This is a genomic window from uncultured Devosia sp., from assembly GCF_964244875.1.
Taxonomy (GTDB): domain Bacteria; phylum Pseudomonadota; class Alphaproteobacteria; order Rhizobiales; family Devosiaceae; genus Devosia.
In genome coordinates this window covers 110,009-134,132 of the sequence record NZ_CAXTKA010000001.1, presented here as the reverse complement: position 1 = coordinate 134,132, position 24,124 = coordinate 110,009, and the positions used below count along the sequence as shown (strand labels likewise).

Annotated in this window: 17 protein-coding genes; 5 read left to right on the top strand and 12 right to left on the bottom strand. The window is 63.4% G+C overall.

Going from position 1 to position 24,124, the window contains the following annotated elements:
- Positions 1–2: 2 nt before the first annotated feature.
- The 4 genes from cimA (at position 3) to ACFE8X_RS00525 (ending at position 6,106) form a co-directional block, all read left to right on the top strand.
- A complete protein-coding gene (gene cimA / locus ACFE8X_RS00540; RefSeq protein ID WP_375449482.1) occupies positions 3–1,619 on the top strand; it encodes a citramalate synthase in 1,617 nt (538 codons plus the stop codon).
- Between the two features lie 128 nt (positions 1,620–1,747).
- Entirely contained in the window at positions 1,748–3,790 is a 2,043-nt protein-coding gene (locus ACFE8X_RS00535; RefSeq protein WP_375449481.1) for a LysM peptidoglycan-binding domain-containing protein, read from the top strand.
- Between the two features lie 97 nt (positions 3,791–3,887).
- A complete protein-coding gene (locus ACFE8X_RS00530; RefSeq protein WP_375449480.1) occupies positions 3,888–4,208 on the top strand; it encodes an ArsR/SmtB family transcription factor in 321 nt (106 codons plus the stop codon).
- Complete coding sequence (locus tag ACFE8X_RS00525) at positions 4,208–6,106, top strand: ABCB family ABC transporter ATP-binding protein/permease (protein WP_375449479.1); 1,899 nt, start codon at positions 4,208–4,210, stop codon at positions 6,104–6,106. The genes ACFE8X_RS00530 and ACFE8X_RS00525 overlap by 1 nt, the downstream gene beginning before the upstream one ends.
- A 39-nt stretch (positions 6,107–6,145) precedes the next feature.
- On the opposite strand, the gene ACFE8X_RS00520 is transcribed toward ACFE8X_RS00525, so the two are convergent.
- The 12 genes from ACFE8X_RS00520 to ACFE8X_RS00465 all read right to left on the bottom strand — a co-directional run bounded on the left by ACFE8X_RS00520 (position 6,146) and on the right by ACFE8X_RS00465 (position 22,796).
- Positions 6,146–6,538: a type II toxin-antitoxin system death-on-curing family toxin gene (locus ACFE8X_RS00520; protein WP_375449478.1), complete on the bottom strand. Its 393-nt coding sequence runs from the start codon at positions 6,536–6,538 to the stop codon at positions 6,146–6,148.
- A gap of 2 nt (positions 6,539–6,540) precedes the next feature.
- Positions 6,541–6,780 carry a type II toxin-antitoxin system Phd/YefM family antitoxin gene (locus tag ACFE8X_RS00515; RefSeq protein WP_375449477.1) on the bottom strand — a complete coding sequence of 80 codons (240 nt, stop codon included), beginning with the start codon at positions 6,778–6,780 and terminating at the stop codon, positions 6,541–6,543.
- 63 nt (positions 6,781–6,843) lie between these two features.
- On the bottom strand, positions 6,844–7,419 hold the full coding sequence (locus tag ACFE8X_RS00510) for a GNAT family N-acetyltransferase (RefSeq protein WP_375449476.1): 576 nt from the start codon (positions 7,417–7,419) through the stop codon (positions 6,844–6,846).
- 37 nt (positions 7,420–7,456) lie between these two features.
- Positions 7,457–10,825, bottom strand: a complete 3,369-nt coding sequence (locus ACFE8X_RS00505; protein ID WP_375449475.1) for an efflux RND transporter permease subunit — start codon at positions 10,823–10,825, stop codon at positions 7,457–7,459.
- On the bottom strand, positions 10,822–12,087 hold the full coding sequence (locus ACFE8X_RS00500) for an efflux RND transporter periplasmic adaptor subunit (RefSeq protein ID WP_375449474.1): 1,266 nt from the start codon (positions 12,085–12,087) through the stop codon (positions 10,822–10,824). The genes ACFE8X_RS00505 and ACFE8X_RS00500 overlap by 4 nt, the downstream gene beginning before the upstream one ends.
- Positions 12,088–12,101: 14 nt before the next feature.
- A complete protein-coding gene (locus ACFE8X_RS00495; RefSeq protein WP_375449473.1) occupies positions 12,102–12,653 on the bottom strand; it encodes a PadR family transcriptional regulator in 552 nt (183 codons plus the stop codon).
- Positions 12,654–12,783: 130 nt separating this feature from the next.
- On the bottom strand, positions 12,784–13,620 hold the full coding sequence (gene cysQ, locus ACFE8X_RS00490) for a 3'(2'),5'-bisphosphate nucleotidase CysQ (RefSeq protein WP_375449472.1): 837 nt from the start codon (positions 13,618–13,620) through the stop codon (positions 12,784–12,786).
- Positions 13,617–14,498 carry a carboxylating nicotinate-nucleotide diphosphorylase gene (nadC, locus tag ACFE8X_RS00485; protein WP_375449471.1) on the bottom strand — a complete coding sequence of 294 codons (882 nt, stop codon included), beginning with the start codon at positions 14,496–14,498 and terminating at the stop codon, positions 13,617–13,619. The genes cysQ and nadC overlap by 4 nt, the downstream gene beginning before the upstream one ends.
- 81 nt (positions 14,499–14,579) lie before the next feature.
- A complete protein-coding gene (locus tag ACFE8X_RS00480; protein ID WP_375449470.1) occupies positions 14,580–15,365 on the bottom strand; it encodes an SDR family oxidoreductase in 786 nt (261 codons plus the stop codon).
- 307 nt (positions 15,366–15,672) lie between these two features.
- Positions 15,673–16,935: an AGE family epimerase/isomerase gene (locus tag ACFE8X_RS00475; RefSeq protein WP_375449851.1), complete on the bottom strand. Its 1,263-nt coding sequence runs from the start codon at positions 16,933–16,935 to the stop codon at positions 15,673–15,675.
- Between the two features lie 114 nt (positions 16,936–17,049).
- Positions 17,050–18,024 carry a class 1 fructose-bisphosphatase gene (locus ACFE8X_RS00470; RefSeq protein ID WP_375449469.1) on the bottom strand — a complete coding sequence of 325 codons (975 nt, stop codon included), beginning with the start codon at positions 18,022–18,024 and terminating at the stop codon, positions 17,050–17,052.
- 71 nt (positions 18,025–18,095) lie between these two features.
- Entirely contained in the window at positions 18,096–22,796 is a 4,701-nt protein-coding gene (locus ACFE8X_RS00465) for an NAD-glutamate dehydrogenase (RefSeq protein ID WP_375449468.1), read from the bottom strand.
- Positions 22,797–23,091: 295 nt separating this feature from the next.
- Between ACFE8X_RS00465 and ACFE8X_RS00460 the strand changes: the two genes are divergently transcribed.
- Entirely contained in the window at positions 23,092–24,123 is a 1,032-nt protein-coding gene (locus ACFE8X_RS00460; protein WP_375449467.1) for a sulfate ABC transporter substrate-binding protein, read from the top strand.
- The last annotated feature ends 1 nt before the right edge of the window (position 24,124 follow it).

Genomic DNA, 24,124 nt, shown 5'->3' with positions numbered 1-24,124 from the left:
TCATGACCAAAGAGCGCCTTTATATCTTCGACACCACGCTGCGCGATGGCGCGCAGACGGCCGGCATCGAGTTTTCGCTGGAGGACAAGATTTCGATCGTGGCGCTGCTGGAACAGCTTGGCGTCGACTATATCGAGGGCGGCTATCCCGGCGCCAATCCGGTGGATAGCGAGTTTTTCAGCCAGCAGCGGACCACGCGAGCAACGTTTACCGCGTTCGGCATGACCAAGCGGGCAGGGCGCTCGGCGGCCAACGATCCGGGCGTACAAGGCATTCTGAATTCGAAGGCGGATGCTGCCTGCTTCGTGGCCAAAGCCTGGGACCATCAGGTGGAGACCGCGCTGGAAATCTCGCTCGAGGAAAACCTGGACAACCTGCGCGACACCGTTCTCGCCGGCGTCGCGTCCGGCAAGGAAACGCTGATCGACTGCGAGCATTTCTTTGATGGCTTCAAGGCCAATCCGGACTATGCCCTGGCCTGCGTCAGGGTGGCGATCGAGGCGGGCGCCCGCTGGGTCGTGCTGTGCGACACCAATGGCGGCACCATGCCGTCCGAAATCGGCGCCATCGTCGGCCAGGTGCTGGCGATCGCGCCAGGCGACAAACTGGGCATTCACGCCCATGACGATACCGGGCAGGCTGTCGCCAATACGCTGGCGGCGGTCGAGGCCGGGGTGCGGCAGATTCAGGGCACGTTGAACGGGATTGGCGAACGTTGCGGCAATGCCAACCTGGTGACGCTGATCCCCACCTTGGCGCTGAAGCCGGCGTTCGCGGATAAGTTCGACACCGGCATCGACGCCACGCGGCTCGAGCGGCTGACGCAGGTGTCGCGGGCTTTCGACGATCGGCTCAATCGAGCGCCGGCGCGGCAGGCGCCCTATGTGGGCGCGTCGGCCTTCGCCACCAAGGCGGGCATCCATGCCTCGGCCCTGAACAAGGATTTTTCCAGCTACGAACACGTGCCGCCCGAAAGCGTCGGCAACGAGCGCAACATCATGGTCAGTCAGCAGGCCGGCAAATCCAATTTGCTGACGGCGCTGGCACGGCACGGCATCGTTCTGGCCAAGGACGACAGACGGCTGGAAACGCTGCTCGCCACGGTCAAGGAGCGCGAAGCCATCGGCTATTCCTATGACGGCGCCGATGCGTCCTTCGCCGTGCTGGCGCGGCGCGTACTGGGCAGCTTGCCCGATTTCTTCCAGGTGGAAAGCTATCGTGCCAGCGTCGAACTGCGCCACAATGCCCGCGGCGAGGAGGCGATCGTCACCGAGGCCGTGGTGAAAATCCGCGTCGAGGACGAATTGCTGATGTCGGTGGCGGAAGGCAATGGCCCGGTCAATGCGCTCGATCTGGCGCTGCGCAAAGATCTCGGCAAGTATTCGCGCGACATCGAGGATCTCGAACTGGTGGATTTCAAGGTCAGAATCCTCAACGGCGGCACGGGCGCGGTCACCCGTGTATTGGTCGAAAGCCGCGACGGCACCGGCGAGCGCTGGTACACGATCGGGGTTTCCCCCAACATCATTGATGCATCCTTTGAGGCGCTGTATGAATCGATTACATATAAACTGTTGAAGGCTGCTGCGGCACAGGCGACAACAGCGCTTTCTGCTTAATCGGCAACGCTACGGACACCGTATCATCGCCTTTCGTCCTGGAGGACAAACTGGCCGACCCCGCCCCGAAACAACCTCTCGCTCTCACCCTCGGAGCGGCCGCGGTCACTCTGCTGGTCATTGTCGGCGTGCTTACCGGTCCCTCTGTCGTCAATTGCTTCAACAGCGAAGACGGCATGGGCATTTGCCTGCGCGGCAAGATGGTCAATGCCGGCATTCTGCCGCAGCCGGCCGCCACGCCGGCGCAGCCTGCAGCGCCGGAAATGGCAGCCGTGGCGATCGCGCCCGAAACCAGCGCGCCGGCAACAGCCGTTGCCACGCCCGAACTGGATGTCGCCCCGCCTGCCGCGGCGCCGGACAATCTGCTTGCGGCAACCTTCGGTCTGTTGCGCGCCGAGCCCGATGGCTCCGTGGTCATCGCCGGCAGCGGCACGCCGGGCAGCGAAGTCGAGGTGTATTCCAATGGCGACCTGCTGGGCCGCACCAAGGTCGAACCCAGCGGCGACTGGGTGCTGGTGCCCGATGCGCCGATAGCGCCCGGCGGCACCGAACTGACCCTGGCCGAGGCCGGCAAGGATGGCCGCGCGCCCGAATCCTTTGTCGTGGTCATCAACGACGACAAGACCAGCGAGCCGCTGGTGGTGGCCAGCACGCCCGGCGCCGCCAGCGAAGTGCTGCAAGGGCTGACGCCTCCGGCTGCCGGAACCACGACGCAGCTTGCCGCCGCCGAGCCTGAGGCGAGCATACCGCCCGAACCGGCGGCGGAAACGCCGGTCCCCGTACCGGCTCCGCTGGCCGCCGCCGATGCGCTTGAACCTGCCGCACCCGCCGCCGTGGCATCCGCCGAGCCAGCGGCGCCTGTTCCTCCAGCCAAGCCTTTGGGAATTGCGGAGACGCCTGTCGCCGCCGCGCCGCAGGACGACACTGCACCAGCCGAAACGCCGGTGGCCGAACCGTCGCCTGCCCAGCCGTCGGTTGCGCAGCCGTCGGTTGCGCAGCCGCCGGTTGCCGAACCGACGCCTGCAGTTAGGACGCCCGCAGCAGAGACGCCCGCGGTTGAGACGCCAGCAGTCGAGCCATCGGCGGCCGAGACGCCCGTAGTTGAGGCACCAGTAGCCGTGCCGCCGGCCGCGCCGGACATCGCCGTCGCCACCGCCGAGCCTGCGGCGCCGGCTGCGCGGGAGCCGGTTGCCGCGCTGCCCAATGTGCCGCCGACGATCGACGCCATCGAAATCGAGGGCGCCAGAAGCTTTTTTGCCGGCGGCGGGCCGGAAGGCGCCATCGTGCGGCTTTATGTCGACGGCAAGTATATTGCCGATGCCATGGTCGCGGACGGCCGTTGGCTGGTGGAGGCCGGCAATGTCCTGACCAAGCCCAACCAACGCATTCGCATCGACATGCTCAAGCCCGGCACGGGCGACGTGGCGGCCCGCGCCGAGGTTGATTTCCGGGTCGACGTACCGGCCCCCCCGCCCCCCACCATCGCTGCCGCCGAGCCGCCGGAGCCTGCCAAGGCGATGGCGCCTCCGGCACCTGCCGCTACGCCACCGGCGCCGCAGGTCGCCGCGGCGCCCCCGGCCCCGACCAAGCCGATCCCGCTCAACGACCTGGCGGCAGCCGACGAAAAGGCGCCCCCCGCAGCCGTCATCGCCGCAGACAATCCTGTTGCTGAGCCCGCCGACAAGACCACCTCGGCAAGCCCGCCCGTGCCGCAGCCAATGCCGGCTTCGCCCCCGGCTGCGCCAGCGCCGACCGATCTGGCGGTCGCCGACACCGAACCGCCGGTATCGGTCCCCAAGGCCGATACACCGGCTCCCGCTGACGCAGCGCCTGCTGCCGAGACCGAGGCACCGGCCGACCTGACGGTCGCCGAGACCCAATCGCCGGCATCCGTCCCCGAACCGGTGGCAATCTCGCCGGCTGAAACAGTACCGCCGGCCGAGAGCGAGGTGCCGACCATGGTGGCGGTTGCCGTCGGCGATCCGGAACTGGCGCGCTTTGCCTCGGGCAAGGCAATTATCCGCCACGGCGATAATTTGTGGACCATTGCGCGCCGGGTTTATGGTGCCGGCATCAAATATACCGCCATCTATGATGCCAATGCCGGGCAGATCCGCAATCCCAACCGGATCTATCCCGGCCAGGTGTTCGACCTGCCTAAAGGCAATTAGTCCGGGGCGCGCGGGCGGCCTCGGACCGTCCGCGCCCCTTTGGTCTTGCGCCACCGCCAAGCTTCTTTTATCGTAAGTTACCGATAAAGGGTGAGCCATGCGCGACGACGACATTGCTGCGATCATGCGGGCGCTGGGCCATCCGGTGCGCCTCAATATCCTGCGGATCCTGGCGACGCAGCAGCAGGGGCAATGCTGCTGTGCCGACGTGACAGAGTCGCTCCCCCTCGCCCAGTCGACGGTTTCCCAGCATATCAAGGTTTTGCTCGACGCCGGGCTGATCGTGCGGCAACCGCGCGGCACGCGGAACTGTTACATTGTCCAGCATGACCGGCTGCAAGCCTTGGGTGCGGCCTATTCCGGCCTGGTCCACGGCCTGTCGGGGACCGGCACCGTCCTGGAAGCGGAACCAGCTTAATGACAATTGATAATCGCGGGACGACCAAGCCCTCCGTAAGCGCGGACGAAGGCTCGTTGCTGGGCACGGTGGGCAATCTGTGGCCCTATATGTGGCCGGAGGGACGGCCCGATCTCAAGCTGCGGGTCGTGCTAGCGATCGGCGCGCTGCTGGTGTCCAAGGTGGCGACGACGCTGATCCCCTTTACTTATAAGGGCATTATCGATGGCCTTGACGGCACCGCGCCGAGCAATGCCATGGTCATGGGCCTGGCGGTGCCGATCGTGCTGCTCGTCGCCTATGTGCTGGGCAACATCGTGGATGCCGGTTTCCAGCAATTGCGCGACGTGCTGTTTGCCAGTGTCGGCCAGCATGCCGTGCGCAAGCTGGCGCTACAGACGTTTCATCACTTGCACCGCCTGTCGCTGCGCTTCCACCTGGCGCGGCGCACCGGCGGATTGAGCCGGGTCATCGAACGCGGGACCAAGGGCATCGAAACCATCGTGCGCTTCACGATGCTCAACATTGCCCCCACGATCGTCGAGTTCGTCATCACCGCGGTGATTTTCGTCGTCATGTTCGGCATCACCTATCTGGGTGTGCTGGTGGTGACGATCTGGGGCTACCTGTATTTCACCATCAAGGCCTCGAACTGGCGCATCAGCATTCGCCGCGACATGAATGCCAGCGACACCGACGCCAATGGCAAGGCCATCGACAGCCTGCTCAATTTCGAGACGGTGAAATATTTCGCCAACGAAAAGATGGAGGCTGAGCGCTACGATGCCTCCATGGCCGGCTACGAACGCTCGGCCATTCGCATCTGGACCTCGCTGGGATTTCTCAACTTCGGCCAGGCGCTGATTTTCTATGCCGGCTTCCTGATCATCGGCGTCATGGCGGTGATGGGCGTGATGAACAACACGCTGACGTTGGGCGACTTCGTGCTGCTCAACACCTTCCTGATGCAGATCTACCGGCCGCTCAACTTCATCGGCTTCGTCTATCGCGAACTGCGCCAGGGGCTGACCGATATCGAGGAGATGTTCAAGCTGCTCGATCAAAAGCCCGAGGTGATCGACAAGCCCGCTGCCAAGCCGCTGGCCATCAGCGGGCCGGTCATCCGGTTCGACAACGTCACCTTCCACTACGATCCGGATCGGCCCATTCTCAAGGGCGTCAGCTTCGAGGTGCCGACAGGCAAGACCGTCGCAATTGTCGGCCCGACCGGCGCCGGCAAATCGACAATTTCGCGGCTGCTCTACCGCTTTTACGACGTGACCGGCGGCGCCATCACCATCGACGGGCAGGATTTGCGCGACATCACCCAGGAAAGCCTGCGCGCTGCGATCGGCATGGTGCCGCAGGATACCGTGCTGTTCAACGACTCCATCGGCTATAACATCGAATATGGCCGCCCCGGCGCCACGCCCGACGAGGTGCGCAGCGCCGCGGCAATGGCGCAAGTGGGCCCCTTTATCGAAACGCTGCCCAAGAGCTACGACACGCCGGTGGGCGAGCGCGGGCTCAAGCTGTCGGGCGGAGAGAAGCAGCGCGTCGCCATCGCCCGCACCATCCTCAAGGCGCCGTCCATCCTGATCCTGGATGAAGCAACCTCGGCGCTCGATACCAAGACCGAACGCGATATCCAGTCGGCGCTCGATATCGTCTCGGCAAACCGCACCACCGTGGTGATCGCCCATCGTTTGTCCACGGTGATCAATGCCGACGAAATCCTGGTGCTGCGCGACGGGCTGGTGGCCGAACGCGGCAATCATATCGTGCTGCTGCAAAAAGCGGGTCTTTACGCCCAGATGTGGGACCGCCAGCGCGAAGCCACCGAGGCGGAGGAGCAATTGCTGCGCACCGCCAACGACCCGGACGGCTTCGTCAAGCGCGGACTGCCCGCCGCGGAGTAAAGGCGCGGCTTGCGCCGGCGTGCCGCCGATGATGGGCAGCTAGGCGTTCGGATCGAACGGGGCCGTATGGTCGCGCAGCCAAGCGTCGATCTCGTCCTTGCGGAACGTTCCGGCTTCGAGATTGGAATAAATGAAAACTATCCATTCTTCCTCCGAGCCGACAGGTTGCATCCCGTTTGCTTCAAGGAAAATTATCGTGCTGGCTAAGGCCACACGTTTGTTCCCGTCAACAAAGCCGTGGTTCATTGCCAAGCTTTCCCATAAAGCTGCGGCTTCCTCGATCAGGTCTGCATAATACCCGGTCTGCGGACGCATCAACGCTGACAGGATCAGTCCCTGGTCCCTGACGCCTTGGCCGCCACCATAAAGCTGAATTTGCTCCTGATGAATCCACAGTACATCCTCAAGGGTGAGGTAGGTTCGATCGGCCATGACTATTTAGCCAAAGCTTCATAAACCTTGCCCCAACGCTTTACGCTCTCGCGATGAAGCTTGACCACCAAAGGATTGACGCCCACGGGGCCACCTAATGCTACAAGACGTCCATATTGCTCCGGCGAGATGAGTATCGCCACGTCGCGGCCGTTCTTCTGGATGCGCACAGGCTCGGCTTGGGCCATTTCCAGCATTTGACCGAACTTATTTTTGGCATCGGTTGCGGTGATTTCGGACATGGTGATCTCCCGTGCTACTGGTAGCTAAAATAGCTATTTTGTATATCGACTACAATAGCTAAATTAGCTCATCGTTTCCACAACAAATTCGCGGACGAGCCAATCTTCGCCGTCGAATTGGCGTTGGATCGCTGTCGCTTCGTAATCCGACAGGGTTGGCGCCCAGAATGCAGCGGCGCGGAGGTTGTGCTCGATAACCGCGACATGCCACCGGCCGGGATGCCGTTGCAGAATGCCGGAAGCAGCCGCCTTGCCCAAACCGCGACGCCGATACGCCCTCAGGACAAAGAATTCGGCCATAAACCAGCAGGGGTCGAGGCCGGTGACAGGGCAGTGCTCGATCACCAGCGCAAAGCCGGCCAGTTCGTCGTCGCAGTATATCAAATAGGGGTGCTGCCAGAACCTGTCGAGAAAGTCGTATTCGAACCGCCCGTCACTCCCGACGGGGAAGGGCCCTTCGTCGGTCATGTCATAGAGATAAAGCTGAATGAGATTGGCGATAGTAGACTTTTGGGCGTCTTCAGCGCGTCTGACGGTGAATTCTCTATCTGGCATCATTGGGGTCCCCGCTGCGTCAGCATGCCAGCCGGTGAAAGCAAAATCCATCAGCGCGTAACCGTCATAAAAAAAGGCCCGCATCGCTGCAGGCCTTGCACTGCTTGGAGGTCGCAGTAACTTATTCGGCGGCTTCGGGGCGACTGACGATGGTGACGCCGTTGCTTTCCTTTTCCACCAGCCCGGCATCCGAGCTGACGATGTAGCGCCTGGTGCCATCGGCATCGGGCGGGATCTCGACCGCCATGCCGTCGAACCCGGCGGGCACCGCCGACGCAGTGCGGCGGCGGAACGGGCTGGTGATCCAGTTGCCGAGGCGGCCCGAATGATGCGCCGCCCATTTGACCTGGCGCCACATCACGGTGGGCGCGGTGATCATCACCGGCACCATGATCAGCGTCAGCGCGGTCGATACGAACAGCCCCGACACCAGTGCCGCCGACAGGTGAATGAACCACGAACCGGCAATGCCGCCCACCACCACTTCGCGGCGGATGAAATCGAACTCGACGTTAAACGCCATCGGGATCACGCCCAGGGCAGTCACGGTGGCGGTGAGCAGCACCGGGCGTACGCGTTGCGCCGCGGTGATCAGCATCGCCTTGATCGGCTCGACTTTTTCATCGCGATTGTAATGATTATAGGTGTCGATCAGCACGATGCCGTTTTTCACCACGATACCGGCCAGGGCCACGATACCCAGGCCTGTCATGATCGCCGAAAAGCTCATTCCGGTGACCACCATGCCGAGCATCACGCCGGCGATCGACATCACCACCGTCATAAGGGTCACGATGACCTGGTAGAAGCTGTTGTATTCGATCAGCAGGACCATCGCGATCAGCGCCAGCGCCGAGAACAGCGCAGCGATGATGAACGCGTTGGTGTCGTCGACCTGCTCGGCCGCACCGCCATAAACTATGTTGACCGAGGCGGGCCATTCCTGGGTTGCCTGCCACTCCTTCAGCTGCGTCACCTTGGCGTCCGTCGTCACCGCTTCGCCGCTGGCATTGGTGGGGTTCAGGTTGGCCAGCACGTCCATCGCATAGACGCCGTTCCGCCGCTCGATATTGGCGACCTTGGGTGTCGCCGTGCGCTTGATGAAGTTCGATACCGGCACCAGGCCCTGAGCGGTCGCGATCCGCATCGAATCCAGCGCATCGAACGTGCGCTCCTCTTCGGGCAGGCGAACGCGGATATCGAGCTCGTCGGTGCCGTCGTCCGGGCGATAGCTGCCCAGCTTGACCCCTGAAGTGACCAGCTGGACATAGGGGCTGAGCTCGCGCACACCGATGCCGTATTTGGCCGCCTCGACGCGGTCGATCGTCACTTCCCAGTCGATGCCGGGTGAGGGGCGGCCATCTTCGACGTCGATGGTATCGCCGAGCTCGTTCTGCACGTAGTTGCGCAGCTTGGCGACGGACGGGCCCAAATCCTCATAGACGGTGCTTTCCACCCGCAGATTGATCGCCTTGCCGGCCGGTGGCCCATTTTCCTGTGCCGCGATCTGTACCGACAGCCCGGAAATATCTGCGACGCGCTCGCGGATGTTCTGGAAGATTTCCTCGGCCTTGACGCGCTCGTTATAGGGCGCGAGCTGCAGGTTGAACGAGCCGATCGTATCGGCCGGAGCCGCAGTGCTCGTGCCGCCGCCATCACCCCCGCCATTGGCGAAGGTCATGATGACGTCCTGGATGCCCTGCACCTGCATGATGTCGGTCTCGACCTCCACCAGCAGGTCGCGGATTTCGACCGGCGAATAATTGCCGCGGGCGATCACGTTGACGGTGCCGAATTCCGGCTCGGAAGCGGGAAAGGCCTCGGTACCGGTCGGATTGGCGATATAGGCGTAGAACATTGCGGCGACCAGCGAGAAGCCAACCAGCAGGGTGATGACCGGATGGCGCAGAAGGTGCTGCAGCATGCGGACATAGCCGCCGGTCAGGCCCTTGACCTTCTTGGGATCGAATTTGTCGGCATACATGACCATGTCCGCCGCTTCCTTCGCCTTGGGATCGACGTGGGTCGAGGCGATGATCGCGCCGATGATCGGCATGAAGATCAGGGCGGACACGAGCGAAGCGATCATCACCACGATGACGATGATGGGCAGGTAGCTCATGAACTTGCCGATGATGCCCGGCCAGAACAGCAGGGGCACGAAGGCGCCCAGCGTCGTCAGGGTGGCCGAAACCACCGGCACGAACATCTTGCGCGCCGCCATGATGAAAGCCTCCCGCTTGGGGACGCCCTCCATCAGTTTTCGCTCGGCATATTCCACCACCACGATCGGATCGTCGACGAGCACGCCCACCGCGAGCACCAGCCCGAACATGATCATCATGTTGATGGTCATGCCCAGCATCTGCACCACGAGGAACGCGATCATGAACGAGATCGGGATCGACATGCCGATCATGATCGCCGGGCGCAGGCCAAGCGTCGCCACGCAGGTGATGAGCACGAGGGCCACGGCGGTCAGCACCGCAGCTTCCAGCGAGCGGAACAGGCCCTTGGTCGTCTCGGCCTGGTCCACCAGGAAACTGGTGGTGATGCCGTTGGGCCAGTCGGCGGTGTATTCGCTGGTGACGCGGCGCACTTCGTCCGAGACGGTGATGACGTTGGTGCCCAGCTTCTTGGACACGCCGAGCGTGATTGCCGGTTGCCCGTTCACGTGGGCATATTGGGTCGCATCCTCGAAGGTGCGGGTGATGGTGGCTACATCGCCAAAGGTGACGACGGTGTCCCCGGAGGTCTTGACGGGCAAGGAATACACATCGGCCGCATTGCTGATCAGGCCCGGCACTTCGACGTTGAACGAGCCTTGGCCGGTATCGAGCGTACCGCCCGGCACCACCATGTTGTTCTTGGCCAGGGCATCGAGCAGTTGAGCCGCCGTCAGGTCATATGCCTCGAGCTTGTTGAGATCGACCGTAATGGCCAGCACTTCGTCGCGGGAGCCTGAAACCGTCACGCTCTGGACGTCCGGCAGCGCCTCGAGCTGGTCCTGCAGGTCATTGGCGCGCTGCACCAACTGACGCTCCGGCGCGGTGCCATAAAGCGCCACCGAAATCACCGGCATGTCGGTGAACGAGATTTCCGTGACCGTCGGCTCGTCGGCATCGTCGGGCAAATCGGCCGCGATACCGTCCAATGCGGCGCGGACATCGCTCAGCGCCTGGTCCTTGTCGGCATTGACGTTGAATTCAAGAAAGACCGACGCGTGGCCGGTGGTCGAGGTGGAGGTATAGTTCTCCAGCCCGTCGACGTCCTTGACCCGATCCTCGATCGGCTTGGCCAGCAGGCTTTCCGCATCGCGCGGCGACACGCCCAACTGGCTGACCGAAACGTAGAAATACGGAATGTCGATGGCCGGGAAGCTTTCCTTGGGCAGCGACACATAGGCCGAAAGGCCCGCCCCGAGCAGCACGACCATGACGGTCAGCACCACGCGTGGCATCCGCAGAACATGTTCGAGGAAATTGATCATGATGCCGTACCCTCAGTGGCCGAAACGTTGGTTGCGGTGACGGCCTGGCCGTCATTCACGAATTCCTGGCCGACGGTGATGATGTCGACCTTGGCAGGCAGGCCCAGCACCCACACGCCCTCGCGCGTGTCGCTGGCGATCTGGATCGGATAGAACTTGGCCTTGTCGCTTTCGACGGCCCGAACCCCCAGTATCCCCTCGTCGTTCAGCGTCAACACCGACTGCGGCACCAGGTGGGCTGGAGCCGTCCCGACATTGACCGTCGCCTCGGCAGTCACCCCGTCGCGCACCCCGCCATCGGGATTGGGAACTTCGATTTCGATCGGGAACGAGCGCGTTGCCGGGTCGGCCGTGGACGAGATGAAGCTGACCTTGCCCTCGACGGTCTGCCCGGTGACGGTGCTGATCGAGGCGTCAAGGCCGATCCGCGCCAGCCCGATGCGGCTTTCGGGTACCTGGGCCACGAACACCATCGGGTCCAGCTGGACGATGGTGGCGCAGGGCGTACCCATGGCCAGCATCGAGCCAGCGGCAGCCAGCGGTTCCTCGACGATGCCCGCCACCTTTGCCATGATCTCGGTGCGGTCCAGTTCGGCCTTGGCATTGTCCAGCGACGCCTGGGCGGAGGTCACCGAAGCCTGGGCAGCGCTCAAGGCGACTTCCAGCGGCCGGCTGGTATTGGCGGCAGCCAGGCCCCGTTGACGCAGATCGGCATTGGTATCGAAATCCAGCTGCGCCTGCACCAGCGAGGCGTTGGCCTGCGCCAGCCCGGCTTCGGCCTGGTTCACGGCGGCCTGGCGGGTGCCCTGGTCCAGCGTGCACAGCAAGTCGCCCGCGGCAACCTTTTGCCCCTTGGTAACCGAAACGCTGTCGATGATACCTGCAGTTTCCGCCACGGCGCTGACGGATGCCTTGGCCTCGGTGCGGCCACGCAGCGGCACATCGATCGGCATGGGCTGTGCCTGGTAGGTGACCGTGCGCACCGACTGGGCCGGCACCGAGGCGCCAGTGGTCTCTTCATTGCGCTGGGCAATGGTAAGTTCCGGATCGATGGTGGTGTCCGACACGTGCTCGGCCAGCACCCCCGCATCGGCCAGCTGGGTCGCGATCGGGCCGTGCTCCTCGCCTTCGATGATCGAAACGATCGGCCGCTCGCCCTTGCCTGGGCCGTTGCCGCCGACCACCAGCGAACCCGTCGCGAGCCAAGCGCCCGCACAGATCAGAATGAGAAAGGCCAAGCCGTAAGACAGTAGTGCACGCATACTCGATTTGCCCCTTATTCAGCCGCGTCTTTTAGCGTCGATTCGGCTTTCGCCAATTTGATCAGTCCCTGCATATGGGAACGCAGATGCTGTTCGCCAACCGTCATTATTGCACGGCCGTAATTTATCACCCATGTGTCCGAGGCATTGCAGCTGCGCTCCGCAATGAGGTCTTCCATCTTTTTCTTGGATTGTGTCATGTGCTCCAAGTACTCGTTCAGCCGCGTTTCCACCAAATCGGCGGGCAGCAAATGCGCAAACCGGGCGAACAGCAGGAACGGGCTACGGAAGATTTCTTCGCCCAATGGCTCGTGCAACGCCCCGATAAAGGCCGCGCGGCCGGCCCCGGTTATGGAATAAACCTTTTTGGACGGCTTGCCGTCCTGCCGCTCGACTCGGCTATGCACCAATCCGTCGGCCTCGAGCTTGGCCAGCGCGGGGTAGATCGAGCCGAAACTAGCCTCCACGAAATACGAGCAGTCACCCTCGACGCACAGCCGACGGATTTCGTAGCCTGTGGCATCGTCTTCGTATAAGATGGAAAGGCAGACTGTTCTGACGTTCATGCGACAACTCCGCCGAGCATATGCCGGGCCGTAATATGCCGGTTCTTTATATGCTCGTCGTCAGCGATGCAAGCGTTAGCTGATGCCCATAGCGCCAAGACGTTAAGCCTTGGTTGCCAAATAGCGCCGTTCAATCGACCAGCCGGCGCATTTCTTCAGCGGCGCGGAGCGCTAAGGCACGGTTCGATGCCGCGACGAAATAGGGATTGAGGAAGCGGCTCATCGCTTTGCCGTAGCCCAGGCGCCCTCCATCCAGTGTCAGCACGGCCCCGCCCGCCGCTTCCAGCACGGCCTGCCCGGCGGCAGTGTCCCATTCGCATGTGGGGGTAAAACGCGGATAAAGCTGTGCATCGCCTCGCGCGAGCAGACAGAACTTAAGCGACGAACCCACCGAAACGTCGCTCCCCACCTGCATGCTCTGGCACAGCGCTGCAAGGGCCGAATGGCCGTGCGAGCGGCTGGCGACGATCCTCAGGGGATCGGCGGGCCGGGTCGAGATTGCCCGGATGTCGAGCGCTTTTCCCGTGACCGTATTGCAGGCGTAAGCCCCCTCGCGGTCCCCCACGAAAGCCTCGCCGGTCGTTGGCGCCAGCACGACGCCCAAGACCGGCAAGCCATCTTCGACCAACGCGATATTGACGGTGAACTCGCCGTTGCGCTTGACAAATTCCTTGGTGCCGTCCAGCGGATCGACCACGAAGAAACGATCGCCCAGAACGGGAATGTGCCCCGCCGAAGCGCTTTCTTCAGCCAGTACCGGAATGCCCGTCGCCCGCAATGCGTCCAGGATCACTGCCTCGGCCGCAGCGTCGGCTTCGGTCACCGGGGAGCCGTCGGGCTTGTCGACTGCGACGAACGGCCGCGCATAGACCTCGTTGATGACCCGGGCCGCATTAATCGCCGCCGCAAGGCAAAGATCGGTCAACGCACGATTGGTGGCTTGAGCCGGAACAGCCAGGATGCTCATGGTTTGGCCCCTGCGATCTCGACATCGAGCCCCAGGTCCAGCGGCGTGGCGCCCATGGTGATCTGGCTGGTGGAGATGAAGTCGACCCCGGTTTCGGCGATGGAGCGCACCCGGTCCAGTTTGACATTCCCCGACGCCTCCAGTGTCGCGCGTCCGGCATTGATGGCGACGGCGCGGGCGAGCATGGCGTTGTCCATGTTGTCGAGCAGGACGATCCGCGCCCCGGCGGCAAGCGCTTCCTCCAGTTCGAGCAGACTCGTGACTTCGATTTCGATCGCCACCAGATGGCCGGCAAAGGCGCTTGCCGACTGGTACGCCGCGGTAACGCTCCCCGCCACGGCGATATGGTTGTCCTTGATCAGGATCGCGTCATTGAGGCTGTAGCGGTGGTTGGCGCCTCCGCCGCAGCGCACCGCATATTTCTGGAAGGCGCGCAGGCCTGGAATGGTCTTGCGGGTATCGCAGATGCGCGCCTTGGTGCCCGCGACGGCATCGACGTAAGTCCGCGTCAGCGTGGCAATGCCGCTGAGATGGTTGAGGAAATTGAGCGCCACGCGCTCTGCCGACATGACCAGCCGGGCAGGACCGGAGACGGTGGCGATAATCTTGCCGGCAGCGACCGTGTCCCCGTCGGCAAGCTGCGGTGCGAAATTGACGTTACTGCCGACCAGCCGAAAAGCGGCTGCGGCGAGGTTGAGGCCAGCGATGACGCCGGGCTCACGGGCCGATAGGGTCGCCGTGGCGGTGGCAAATAGTGACAGCGTGGCCTGACTCGTCAGGTCGCCGGCCAATCCCAGATCCTCCTCCAATGCGGCCAGAACGGCGCGCTCTACCAGGTGGTGGGGGAGTTGGGCGGGAAAGCTGGTTGGGCGGGACATGGCGAAACTCTTCGGGAGCCGCTGATGTACGCGTGGCACGAGACGGTTGCAACACTGCGGGGATAGCCCCCCGCACAAAGCTTAGCGCAGCAAGCTCTGGCCGCCGTCGATCCAGATCGGCGTTCCGGTAATATGCCGAGACGCGTCCGACGCCAGGAACAGCACGGCGTCGGCGATATCCTGTGCCTTGCCCGGCACGCCGCCGGTCAGGGGGATATCGCCTTCAGGAAATTCGACCGGAATTTCGGTCCGTTCCTTGTCGCGCTGGGCCGTGTTGTCGGAAATTTCGGACTCGATGGCGCCGGGGCAAATCGCATTGATGCGTATTTTGCGATCACCCAGTTCCAGCGCCAGTTGCTGCACCAATGCCAATTGCCCCGCCTTGGTGACGGAATAGGCGCTGGCGCCGGGCGTGGTGAAGGTGCGCGTGCCGTTGATGGACGAGATAACGATGATCGAGCCACCGCCGGCCCGTTGCAGATGCGGCACGGCATGGTGAATGGTCAGGTACGTGCCACGCAGGTTGACCGCGATGGTCTTGTCCCATTCTTCTGGCTTGAGGCTTTCGATAGGCGCCCAGACCCCATTGATGCCCGCATTGGCCACCACGATATCGAGCCGCCCGTAATGGCTGACGGTGCGATTGACCAATTCGGCCATCGCCTCTGCGTCGGCGGTATCGGCGGTGAGCGCCAGAGCCTCGCCGCCGGCGATGCGGATTTCGCTGGCGGTCTGGTCGACTTCCTCGGCGGTGCGGCTCATCACAACGACATGGGCGCCGGCCTTGCCCAGCGTCAGCGCCGCCGCCTTGCCAATGCCAGAACCGGCACCGGTCACCAGCGCCACTTTACCGTTGAGATCACTCATTTTGCTCTCCGTTTCCCGCTCAACGCGTGAGCGCCCGAAACGTGGCAGGGTAATTCCAAAGGCTGAGCGTGGCGTCCCCTTCTTGTTGGGGAGGGCTACCGGATTTGGCTCGTCGCGATTCCCTACGGTGCCACTGAGCGGCTCCTCCCCCTTCAGGGGGAGGGTGGGTGGGGGTATGAGAGCCCGAATATTGGGGATGGAAAAACCCCCACCTTGATCCTCCCCCTGGTAGGGGGAGGTGTCGACTGGGGCATTTGGATAGGGGTTCTGGCGATAGCCCTCCGCCAGGGGAGAGATCCAGGCGATCCTAATGCTTGCCGTGGTCGGTGTGAATGATCGCCGACGTGATGCCGCCGCTGGCGGGGTAAAGCGGGATCAGGCAGGCCTGCAGCGCATGATAGATATCCGGCTTGCCGATGAAGAGGCGAGAGGCCGGCGTCAGGTCCTCGCGCAGTTCGGACCGCCAGCCGCCCCGCTCGTGATCGATCACGTGATTGGCGGCAAAGTCCCACAGATTGCGATACCAGACCTGGAAATAGGGATCGCGATCATAGGCGCACAAAAACGCCGCCGCGCCGATCGCCTCGCTGACCGGCCACCACAGCTTTTCGCGCATTTGCGGCGTGTCGTCCCAATCCAGATTGTAGAAGAAACCGCCATAGCGGTCGTCCCAGCCCAGCTCGATCGCCTGGCGGAACAGGTTGCGCGCCGCGTCGGTCAGCCAGGACAGGCGTTTTTCGCCCAGGATCCACAACTGGATCAGCAGCCGCGACCATTCCAGCCAATGTCCGGGCGTAGTGCCCGCGGGGCGGAACATTTCGGAGCCCAGATAGCTCTTGTCCAGCTCCCACTTGTCGTTGAAATGCTCGGCGACGCGATGGCCCAGTGGCACGGCCTTCTTGCCAATGATCAGATCGGCGATGCGCTCAGCCTTGACCAGGTACGCCTTGTCGCCGGTCGCCTCGAAGGCGGCCATCAAGGCTTCGGTCATGTGCATGTTGGAATTTTGCCCGCGATAATCGCTGATCGGGGACCAGTCGCGGTTATATTCCTCCGACACGGCGCCGATCTTCTCGTCCCAGAAGCGCGTATTGATGATCGCGGTGACGTCGGCGATCATCTGGTCGGCCAGGGGATGGCCGGCGAGCTTGGCGCTGGAGGCGGCCAGTAGCACGAAAGCATGGCCATAGGCCTGCTTCTTGTCGTCGGTGAAGCCAGTGTCGTCATGGCCCCAGACATAGCCGCCATGCTGGGCGTCGCGGTGCTTGTCCCACAGATCGCGCATGCCGTGATCGACGATCTCGTCGGAGCCGGGCCGGCCGAGCAGGCTGCCAATGGCAAAGCAATGCACCATCCGCGCGGTGACGTGGATCTGGCGGATGTCGTTATCGATGTTGAGCGGATGGCCGTCATCGTCCAATTCGTGAAAGCCGCCCTTGGAATTGATCGAGGCTTTCTCGAAAAAATCGAACAGCCGATTGGCCTGTCGTGTCAGGAACTGGCGATGGAATGGCCGCGCAGTCCAGGGGCTCGAATTGGTCTGCGGCAGCGTATAGCTTTTCTTGGTCATCATTGCTCCCGACCAGCGAAACGGCGGCTGGTCCCATGTTGCCGACCTTATAGGCGGCGTGTCGCAACGTTGCAATTTGGTTGAGGCGAAATCGGGGAGTTTTAAGCCGTGGCTCTATGGCTGGCGGGCATAAAGCGCGTTGACCCGCTCGACCTCGTCCTTGGACCCCACGATCACTGCAACGCGCTGGTGGATGTCGTCGGGCTGGACCTCGAGGATGCGGCCGCGGCCCGTCGTCGCCGATCCGCCGGCCGCCTCGATCAGCATGGCCATTGGATTGGCTTCGTAGAGCAGGCGCAGGCGGCCGCCGGTTTTAAGGTTCTCGCTGTCGAGCGGATACAGGAAAATACCGCCACGCATCAGGATGCGGTGGATGTCGGCCACCATCGAGCCGACCCAGCGCATGTTGTAGCGCTTGCCGGCCGGGCCGGTTTCGCCGGCGACGTTTTGCGTGACGTAGTCGGTGGTCGCCGCATCCCAGAAGCGTTCGCGCGCCGTGTTGATGGCATATTCGCCGGACGATGCGGGCACGACGAGGGCATCGTGCGACAGCTGCCACGTGCCGGTATCGTCCAGCGTAAAGCAGACCGTGGATGGGCCGAAGGTCAGCACCAGGCTGGTTGCGGGACCGTAGGCGGCATAACCCGCCGCCAGCTGGCGCGTTCCGGGCTGCAACAGGTCGGGATTGGCTGGATCGACCGCGAGGACGGAAAAAATCGAGCCTACGGTGACGTTGGTATCCAAGTTCGACGAGCCATCCAGCGGATCGCAAGCGACCATGAAGCGGCCCTGATTCTCCAGGTGAAGGGCTTCATCCAGCTCTTCGGAGACCAGAATCGAAATGTCGGCATTCCGGCGCAAGTGCTTGATGAATATGTCGTTGGAGATCACATCGAGCTGTTTTTGCGCCTCGCCCTGCACGTTGGTGTGCCCGGCCAGCCCGGTCTGCCCGGCAATCGGGGCCAGCCGCAATATGCCGGACAATTCGGCGCAGGCAGCGGCGATGGTCTCGATGACGCCGGAAAGGTTGAGGTCCAACCCATTATTGGCGACGGCGGCGGCAAGCCAGTGGGCAAGGGGCTGGGACATGGATGCTCTCGGTTGTTGGCCGACCAGTGTCGCGATGATCGCGACGCTGGCAAGCGCGACTTTGGATGAACTTACGACGCCTGCGCCAAATCCGCCAACAAGCCTGCGGCGACCGATAGCCGGGCTACGGTCAGCGTGCCCTGTGTCAGTTCCGCTACCGATTGCGCGGCACGTTCGATGCCGGGCGTATGAGACGTCCACGCCTGCAATTTCTCGCCGACGCTGCCGGCGCCGGCGGCGAGCACGTCGGCGGTGAGGTCGCGCTGGGCGCGCAGCAGGTTGGCGAGGGCACGGTCGAGCGCCATGCGCTCGAAGCGGTCGGAGAGGACCAGGGTGCGCCCCTGCTCGATAACGGGCCAAAGCGAGAATTGCGCCAGAACCGCAAAGAATGCGTCGGCCGCCAGAGCCACCGGCACTGCGCCGCGCTCGCTGACCAACGCGATATCGCTGGCGAACGACAGGACGCCCAGTTCGGCGATACGTTGGGCAATGTCGCCTGGAACGGACTGGGCTGCCAGTGCCTGCGCGCTATTGCCGACAGCGGTGGCGAGCGGCGCGGGCAGGGTGGTGGCGAGCAGGGTCCTGAGGCTGGCGACGGCGTCGGCATGGCGCGATACGAGGGCGGCCAGGCCCTTGGTCACGTCGGCATTGCGCAGGAACCACAGGGTTTCCTGGCGCCGCAGCGCCTCGACGTTGGCATAAAGCGACAGTTGTACCGACCCGCCGACGAGGCCATCCAGGCCATCGATCGCGGCATCGATCTCGGTCAGGCCGTAGATGTCGCGGGTGGCGGCATAGGCCAAGGCGATTTCCCCGGCGCTGGCGCTGGTGGCCCCCGTCAGTTCGGTGACGAAGGCGGGGCCGCCGCGATTGATCATGGCATTGGCCAGCACCGTGGCGATCACCTCGCGGCGCAGGCGATGGGTCTCGACGGCGTGCGGATAGGTTTTGTGCAAGGTTTCGGGGAAATAGCGGAACAACTCGCCCGCAAGATAGCCGTCGTCCAGCGCCGTATCGGCGAGCAGGTCGGCATAAAGCGTGAGCTTGGCATAGGCCAGCAGCACCGCCAGTTCAGGGCGGGTCATTGCCTGTCCGGTCGCGGCGCGGGCGTCGAGCGCCGCATCGCCGGGCAGGAATTCGACGGCGCGATCGAGCAGGCCGCGCGTTTCCAGCCCGGCCATCAATTCGCGATGGTCGGGCAGTTCGGAGAGGCCCGCCCGATGGGCCAGGGAAATAGCGAGCGGCTGCAGGTAATTGTTGCGCAGGCAGAGCGCGGCCACTTCATCGGTCATCGAGGCGAGGAAGGCGTTGCGCTGCTCCTGCGTCAAGGTGCCGTCGGCCAGGAGCGGCTGCAGCGTGATCTTGATATTGACCTCGAGGTCAGAGGAATTGACACCGGCCGAATTGTCGATGGCGTCCGAATTGATCCGGCCGCCCGCAAGCGCATATTCGACGCGGGCGAGTTGCGTCACGCCCAGATTGGCGCCTTCGCCGACCACCTTGGCCCGAAGCTGGCTGGCGGTGACGCGGACCGCGTCATTGGCGCGATCGCCGACGCCGGCATTGGTTTCGCTGCTGGCGCGGACATAGGTGCCGATGCCACCGAACCAGAGCAGGTCCACATCGGCCTTGATGATGGCCGAGATGACTTCGGCCGGTGTGGCATGGGCGCCGGTCAGGCCGAGCAGCGCTTGCATCTGCGGGCTGAGCGGAATGGCCTTGAGGCTGCGTGGGAAGACGCCACCGCCTACCGAAATTGGCGCCTGATAGTCCTGCCAGCTCGAACGCGGCAGCGCGAACAGGCGATGCCGTTCGGCCAGGCTCGCTTGGGTGTCGGGATCGGGATCAATGAAGATATCGCGGTGATCGAACGCCGCCAGCAGCCGGATTTCGCCGGACAGCAGCATGCCATTGCCGAAGACGTCGCCGCTCATGTCGCCGACGCCGACCACGGTGAACGGCTCGGCCTGGATATCGCGATCCATCTCGCGGAAGTGCCGCTTGACCGCTTCCCAGCCGCCGCGCGCCGTGATGCCCATTTCCTTGTGGTCGTAACCGGCCGAACCGCCCGAGGCGAAGGCATCGCCCAGCCAGTAGTCGCGCCCGATGGCGATCCCATTGGCAATGTCGGAAAAGCTCGCCGTGCCCTTGTCGGCTGCTACCACCAGATAGGGGTCGTTGCCATCGATGCGGATGGTGTCCCTGGGCGGCACGACGTCATTGCCGACCAGATTGTCGGTAATATCCAGCAGCGCCCCGATGAAGATTTTGTAGCTGGCGACGCCCTCGGCCGCGAAGGCCTCGCGCGCCATGCCAGCGACCAGATGCTTGGGCACGAAGCCGCCCTTGGCGCCGACCGGCACGATAACGGCGTTCTTGACCTGCTGCGCCTTGACCAGACCCAAAACCTCGGTGCGGAAATCCTCGGGCCGGTCCGACCAGCGGATGCCGCCACGGGCAATGGCGCCGAAACGCAGATGCACGCCCTCGACACGCGGCGAATAAACGAAGATTTCGCGATAGGGGCGGGGCGCCACCATGGCCTCGACCTTGGCGCAATCGAACTTGATCGACAGGGCAGGGCGCGCATTGCCATCGACATCCTGCTGCCAGGCATTGGTGCGCGTGGCGCTTTCCACCAGGTTGAGGAACCGACGCACGATGGTGTCTTCGTCGAGCGATGCCATGGCTTCAAGCGCCGCGGCGATATCGGCGCGGGCCGCTTCGGCATTTCCGGTCCGGACCGGATTGAGCCGCGCATTGAACAGCCCGATCAAGGCTGCGGCGGCGGCGGACTGCGTCACCAAAACCGAGGCAATGTAACGCTGCGAATAGGAAATACCGATCTGGCGCAGATAGCGCGACAGCGCCCGCAGCAATGCCGCATCCTGCCAGCCAAGCCCGGCGCTCAGCACCAGAGCGTTGAGCCCGTCGCTTTCGGCACGACCTTCCCATACCGCCAGCAGCCCCGCTTCGACCGACGGGGCCAGCAGGGCCAACTCGAACGCCTTGCCATCGGCGCGTTCCAGCACCAGGTCATGAATATAGCGCTCGGCGCCGTCGCGCGGCTTGAGCGTATAGGTGCGCTCGTCGATGACCCGGAACCCGAAGGCTTCCAGCATCGGAACCCGGTCGCTGAGCGGAATGGCGCTGCCGTAATGATAGAATTTGAGACCCAGCGCACCATCGCCGCCGGTGCGGCCATGCAGGCGAATGGCAATACGCGTATCGTCGGCCAGGGTGCGGAGCACGGCGATATCGGCCAGCGCGTCGACGGCGTCATGGCGCGACTGGTAGGCGGCCGAGAAGGCATTGCGGTAATCGCTGGCGGTGCCGGGATCCTGCGCCTCTGCCATCAGCATGTCGCCAAAGCTCGCCGTCAGTTGCTCGACGCGCGCTTCCAGCTCCGCGCGGCTCGGACGCGGCGTCGGCCCGGCGACACGACCAATGATGACGTGCAGGCGCACGAGATCGCCCTCGGGGAAGTGTGGGTAATAGGCCGAAATGCGGCCATCGTATTTTTCGGCAAGATATTGTGCGATGCGGGCACGGGCCTGGCTGTCGTAGCGGTCGCGCGGCACGAACACGAGGACCGACACGAAATTGTCGAACCGGTCGATGCGCGGCAGGACCCGCACCCGCGGCCGGTCGTAAAGGCTGGCGATGGCGCTGGTGAATTCAAAGAGCTGATCGGTTTCAATCTGGAACAGCTCGTCGCGCGGATAGGTATCCAGCGCGCTCAGCAGCGCCCGGCCGTCATGACCCAGCGGATCGAGCCCGGAGCGGCGCATGACTTCGCCCAGCTTGCGCCGGATGATCGGCACATCGCTATGCGCCGTTGCCATGGCTTGCGAGGTGAACAGTCCGACAATGCGCAATTCGCCAGCCGCCAGGCCATCGGCGCCGTAAAGCTTGACCCCGACATAGTCCATATGCTGCCGACGATGCACGCGCGCGCGAATATTGGCCTTGGTCACCAGCAGCGGTTCGCTGGAGGCCATGAAATCGGCATGGGCTGGCGTGCTCTCGACGAACTCGGCGCCGCTGCGCAGCACCCTGACATTGTCATCGGCCAGGATGCCGAGCCCGGTATCGGGAACCGCTTCGAGCTGGCCGCCCGCCAGCCGATATTGGCGCGCGCCCAGGAAGGTGAAATTGTTCTCGGCCAGCCAATCGAGAAACAGCACCGCTTCGTCGCGCAGCTTGGCCGGCACGGCGACCGTCGTATGCAAGTCCGCTGCCGCCCGGCGCACCCGCTCCAGCATGCCCTGCCAGTCGGCCACGGCATTGCCGACATCCGCCATGGTGGCGCGCAGTTCGTTTTCGAGCGCGGCCAGATCGCCGACAGGATCGCTGTGGATATGCAACACGCTGACGGCGCGCCCACCCTGCGCGACTACCTGGCCGTTTTCCAGATGCACGACAGGGTGAGCGAACAGCCGGATCGTTCCTCCGGCGGCACGCACCGCGGCAAGCGCGCTGTCGACGATGAAAGGCGTATCTGGAGAAATGATGTCGATCGTTAGCGGATCACCCGGACTGGCAGGGGGTGTCACAACGATGTCGCTGCTCGCCCCGTCGCTGACGAGCACCCGCCCGTAGCTGCGCCGTGCCATATTTTCAAGCTGCCCGGCCGTTAGCGCCGACAAGTCTTCGGCAGCGCTGGCCAGGATTGCCGCCCGCAGGAACAATGCGAAGCCCGGATTGTCCTGCCACAGGGCATCAGCCCGTCCCAACAGCGCGTCGCGGACGGGTTGCACATTTTGCTGCACGGTGATTCTCCCTGGCCTGGCGTCCGGCTTAGCGCGCGGATCGCTTCGTCGTTGCGCCACGTGCGTACCCGGTCACGACGATATCCTAATGACAATGAGTATTAGGATCCTGTTAGGTTTTGAAATGAATTTGCGCTCGTGAGCCGGTTTGGCCGGACAGGCGATACTTTTCTGTTGCTCCAGCGGTTTTTGGCAAAGCATTTTCTGTTTGCAGTCATTGAAAGCAGGGCAGGTGCTTTGTAATACCCTAGCGTTCGAGTAGTGTTTGCCCACAGCTTTTGAGGGAGCCAGAGATATGAAAGCCGCCGCCAGAATTTTTGCCTACGCCGCCTTGGCCGCGTCTCTGACCATGGGCTTTGCGGTCACCGCCCACGCCCAGGATCGCAGCATCATCAACGTGTCCTATGACCCGACGCGCGAACTCTACGTTTCCTACAACGAAGCCTTCATCAAGCATTGGCAGGACACCAAGGGCGAAACCGTTGGCGTGGAAACGACCCATGGTGGCTCCGGCGCCCAGGCCCGCACGGTCATCGACGGGCTGGATGCCGACGTCGTTACACTGGCGCTGGAAAGCGACATCAACGCCATCGCCGATGCCCCCGGTGCCCTGATCAAGGCGGACTGGCGCGGCACGCTGGAAAACAACAACGCGCCCTATACCTCCACCATCGTGTTCCTGGTCCGCAAGGGCAATCCCAAAGCCATCAAGGACTGGGGCGATCTGGTCGCCGATGGCGTCGAAGTGATCACGCCCAATCCCAAGACCTCGGGCGGCGCCCGCTGGAACCTGCTGGCGGCCTGGGCCTGGGCCAAGGCGCAGCCGAACGGCACCGACGAGACGGCGCAAGCCTTCGTTACTGAACTCTACAAGCACGTCCCGGTGCTCGATACCGGTGCGCGCGGCTCCACCACCACCTTTGTGCAGCGCGGCATTGGCGACGTGCTGCTGGCCTGGGAAAACGAGGCCTACCTGGCGCTCGAGGAACTGGGCCCCGATGCCTTCGAGATCGTCTCGCCATCGCTGTCGATCCTGGCTGAACCCCCTGTTGCCGTGGTCGACGTCAATGTCGACAAGAAGGGCACTCGCGATATCGCCGAGGAATATCTGAAATATCTCTACTCCCCCGAAGGCCAGACCATCGCGGCCGCCAACTTCTACCGTCCGTTCAAGCCCGAACTGGCAAAACCCGAAGATGTGGCGCGCTTCCAGGATATCAAATTGGCGACGATTGCCGATTTCGGTGGATGGCGCGAAGCGCAGCCCAAATTCTTCGGCGATGGTGGTATCTTCGACCAGATCTACGCACCGGTAGCAGGGCAGTAAC

What these genes read in the sequence shown, in the direction of transcription:
- cimA (WP_375449482.1), top strand. Translation starts at nt 3, where the DNA reads ATGACCAAAGAGCGCCTTTATATCTTCGACACCACGCTGCGCGATGGC.
- ACFE8X_RS00530 (WP_375449480.1), top strand. Translation starts at nt 3,888, where the DNA reads ATGCGCGACGACGACATTGCTGCGATCATGCGGGCGCTGGGCCATCCG.
- ACFE8X_RS00525 (WP_375449479.1), top strand. Translation starts at nt 4,208, where the DNA reads ATGACAATTGATAATCGCGGGACGACCAAGCCCTCCGTAAGCGCGGAC.
- ACFE8X_RS00520 (WP_375449478.1), bottom strand. Translation starts at nt 6,538, where the DNA reads ATGGCCGATCGAACCTACCTCACCCTTGAGGATGTACTGTGGATTCAT.
- ACFE8X_RS00515 (WP_375449477.1), bottom strand. Translation starts at nt 6,780, where the DNA reads ATGTCCGAAATCACCGCAACCGATGCCAAAAATAAGTTCGGTCAAATG.
- ACFE8X_RS00510 (WP_375449476.1), bottom strand. Translation starts at nt 7,419, where the DNA reads ATGCGGGCCTTTTTTTATGACGGTTACGCGCTGATGGATTTTGCTTTC.
- ACFE8X_RS00505 (WP_375449475.1), bottom strand. Translation starts at nt 10,825, where the DNA reads ATGATCAATTTCCTCGAACATGTTCTGCGGATGCCACGCGTGGTGCTG.
- ACFE8X_RS00500 (WP_375449474.1), bottom strand. Translation starts at nt 12,087, where the DNA reads ATGCGTGCACTACTGTCTTACGGCTTGGCCTTTCTCATTCTGATCTGT.
- ACFE8X_RS00495 (WP_375449473.1), bottom strand. Translation starts at nt 12,653, where the DNA reads ATGAACGTCAGAACAGTCTGCCTTTCCATCTTATACGAAGACGATGCC.
- cysQ (WP_375449472.1), bottom strand. Translation starts at nt 13,620, where the DNA reads ATGAGCATCCTGGCTGTTCCGGCTCAAGCCACCAATCGTGCGTTGACC.
- nadC (WP_375449471.1), bottom strand. Translation starts at nt 14,498, where the DNA reads ATGTCCCGCCCAACCAGCTTTCCCGCCCAACTCCCCCACCACCTGGTA.
- ACFE8X_RS00480 (WP_375449470.1), bottom strand. Translation starts at nt 15,365, where the DNA reads ATGAGTGATCTCAACGGTAAAGTGGCGCTGGTGACCGGTGCCGGTTCT.
- ACFE8X_RS00475 (WP_375449851.1), bottom strand. Translation starts at nt 16,935, where the DNA reads ATGACCAAGAAAAGCTATACGCTGCCGCAGACCAATTCGAGCCCCTGG.
- ACFE8X_RS00470 (WP_375449469.1), bottom strand. Translation starts at nt 18,024, where the DNA reads ATGTCCCAGCCCCTTGCCCACTGGCTTGCCGCCGCCGTCGCCAATAAT.
- ACFE8X_RS00460 (WP_375449467.1), top strand. Translation starts at nt 23,092, where the DNA reads ATGAAAGCCGCCGCCAGAATTTTTGCCTACGCCGCCTTGGCCGCGTCT.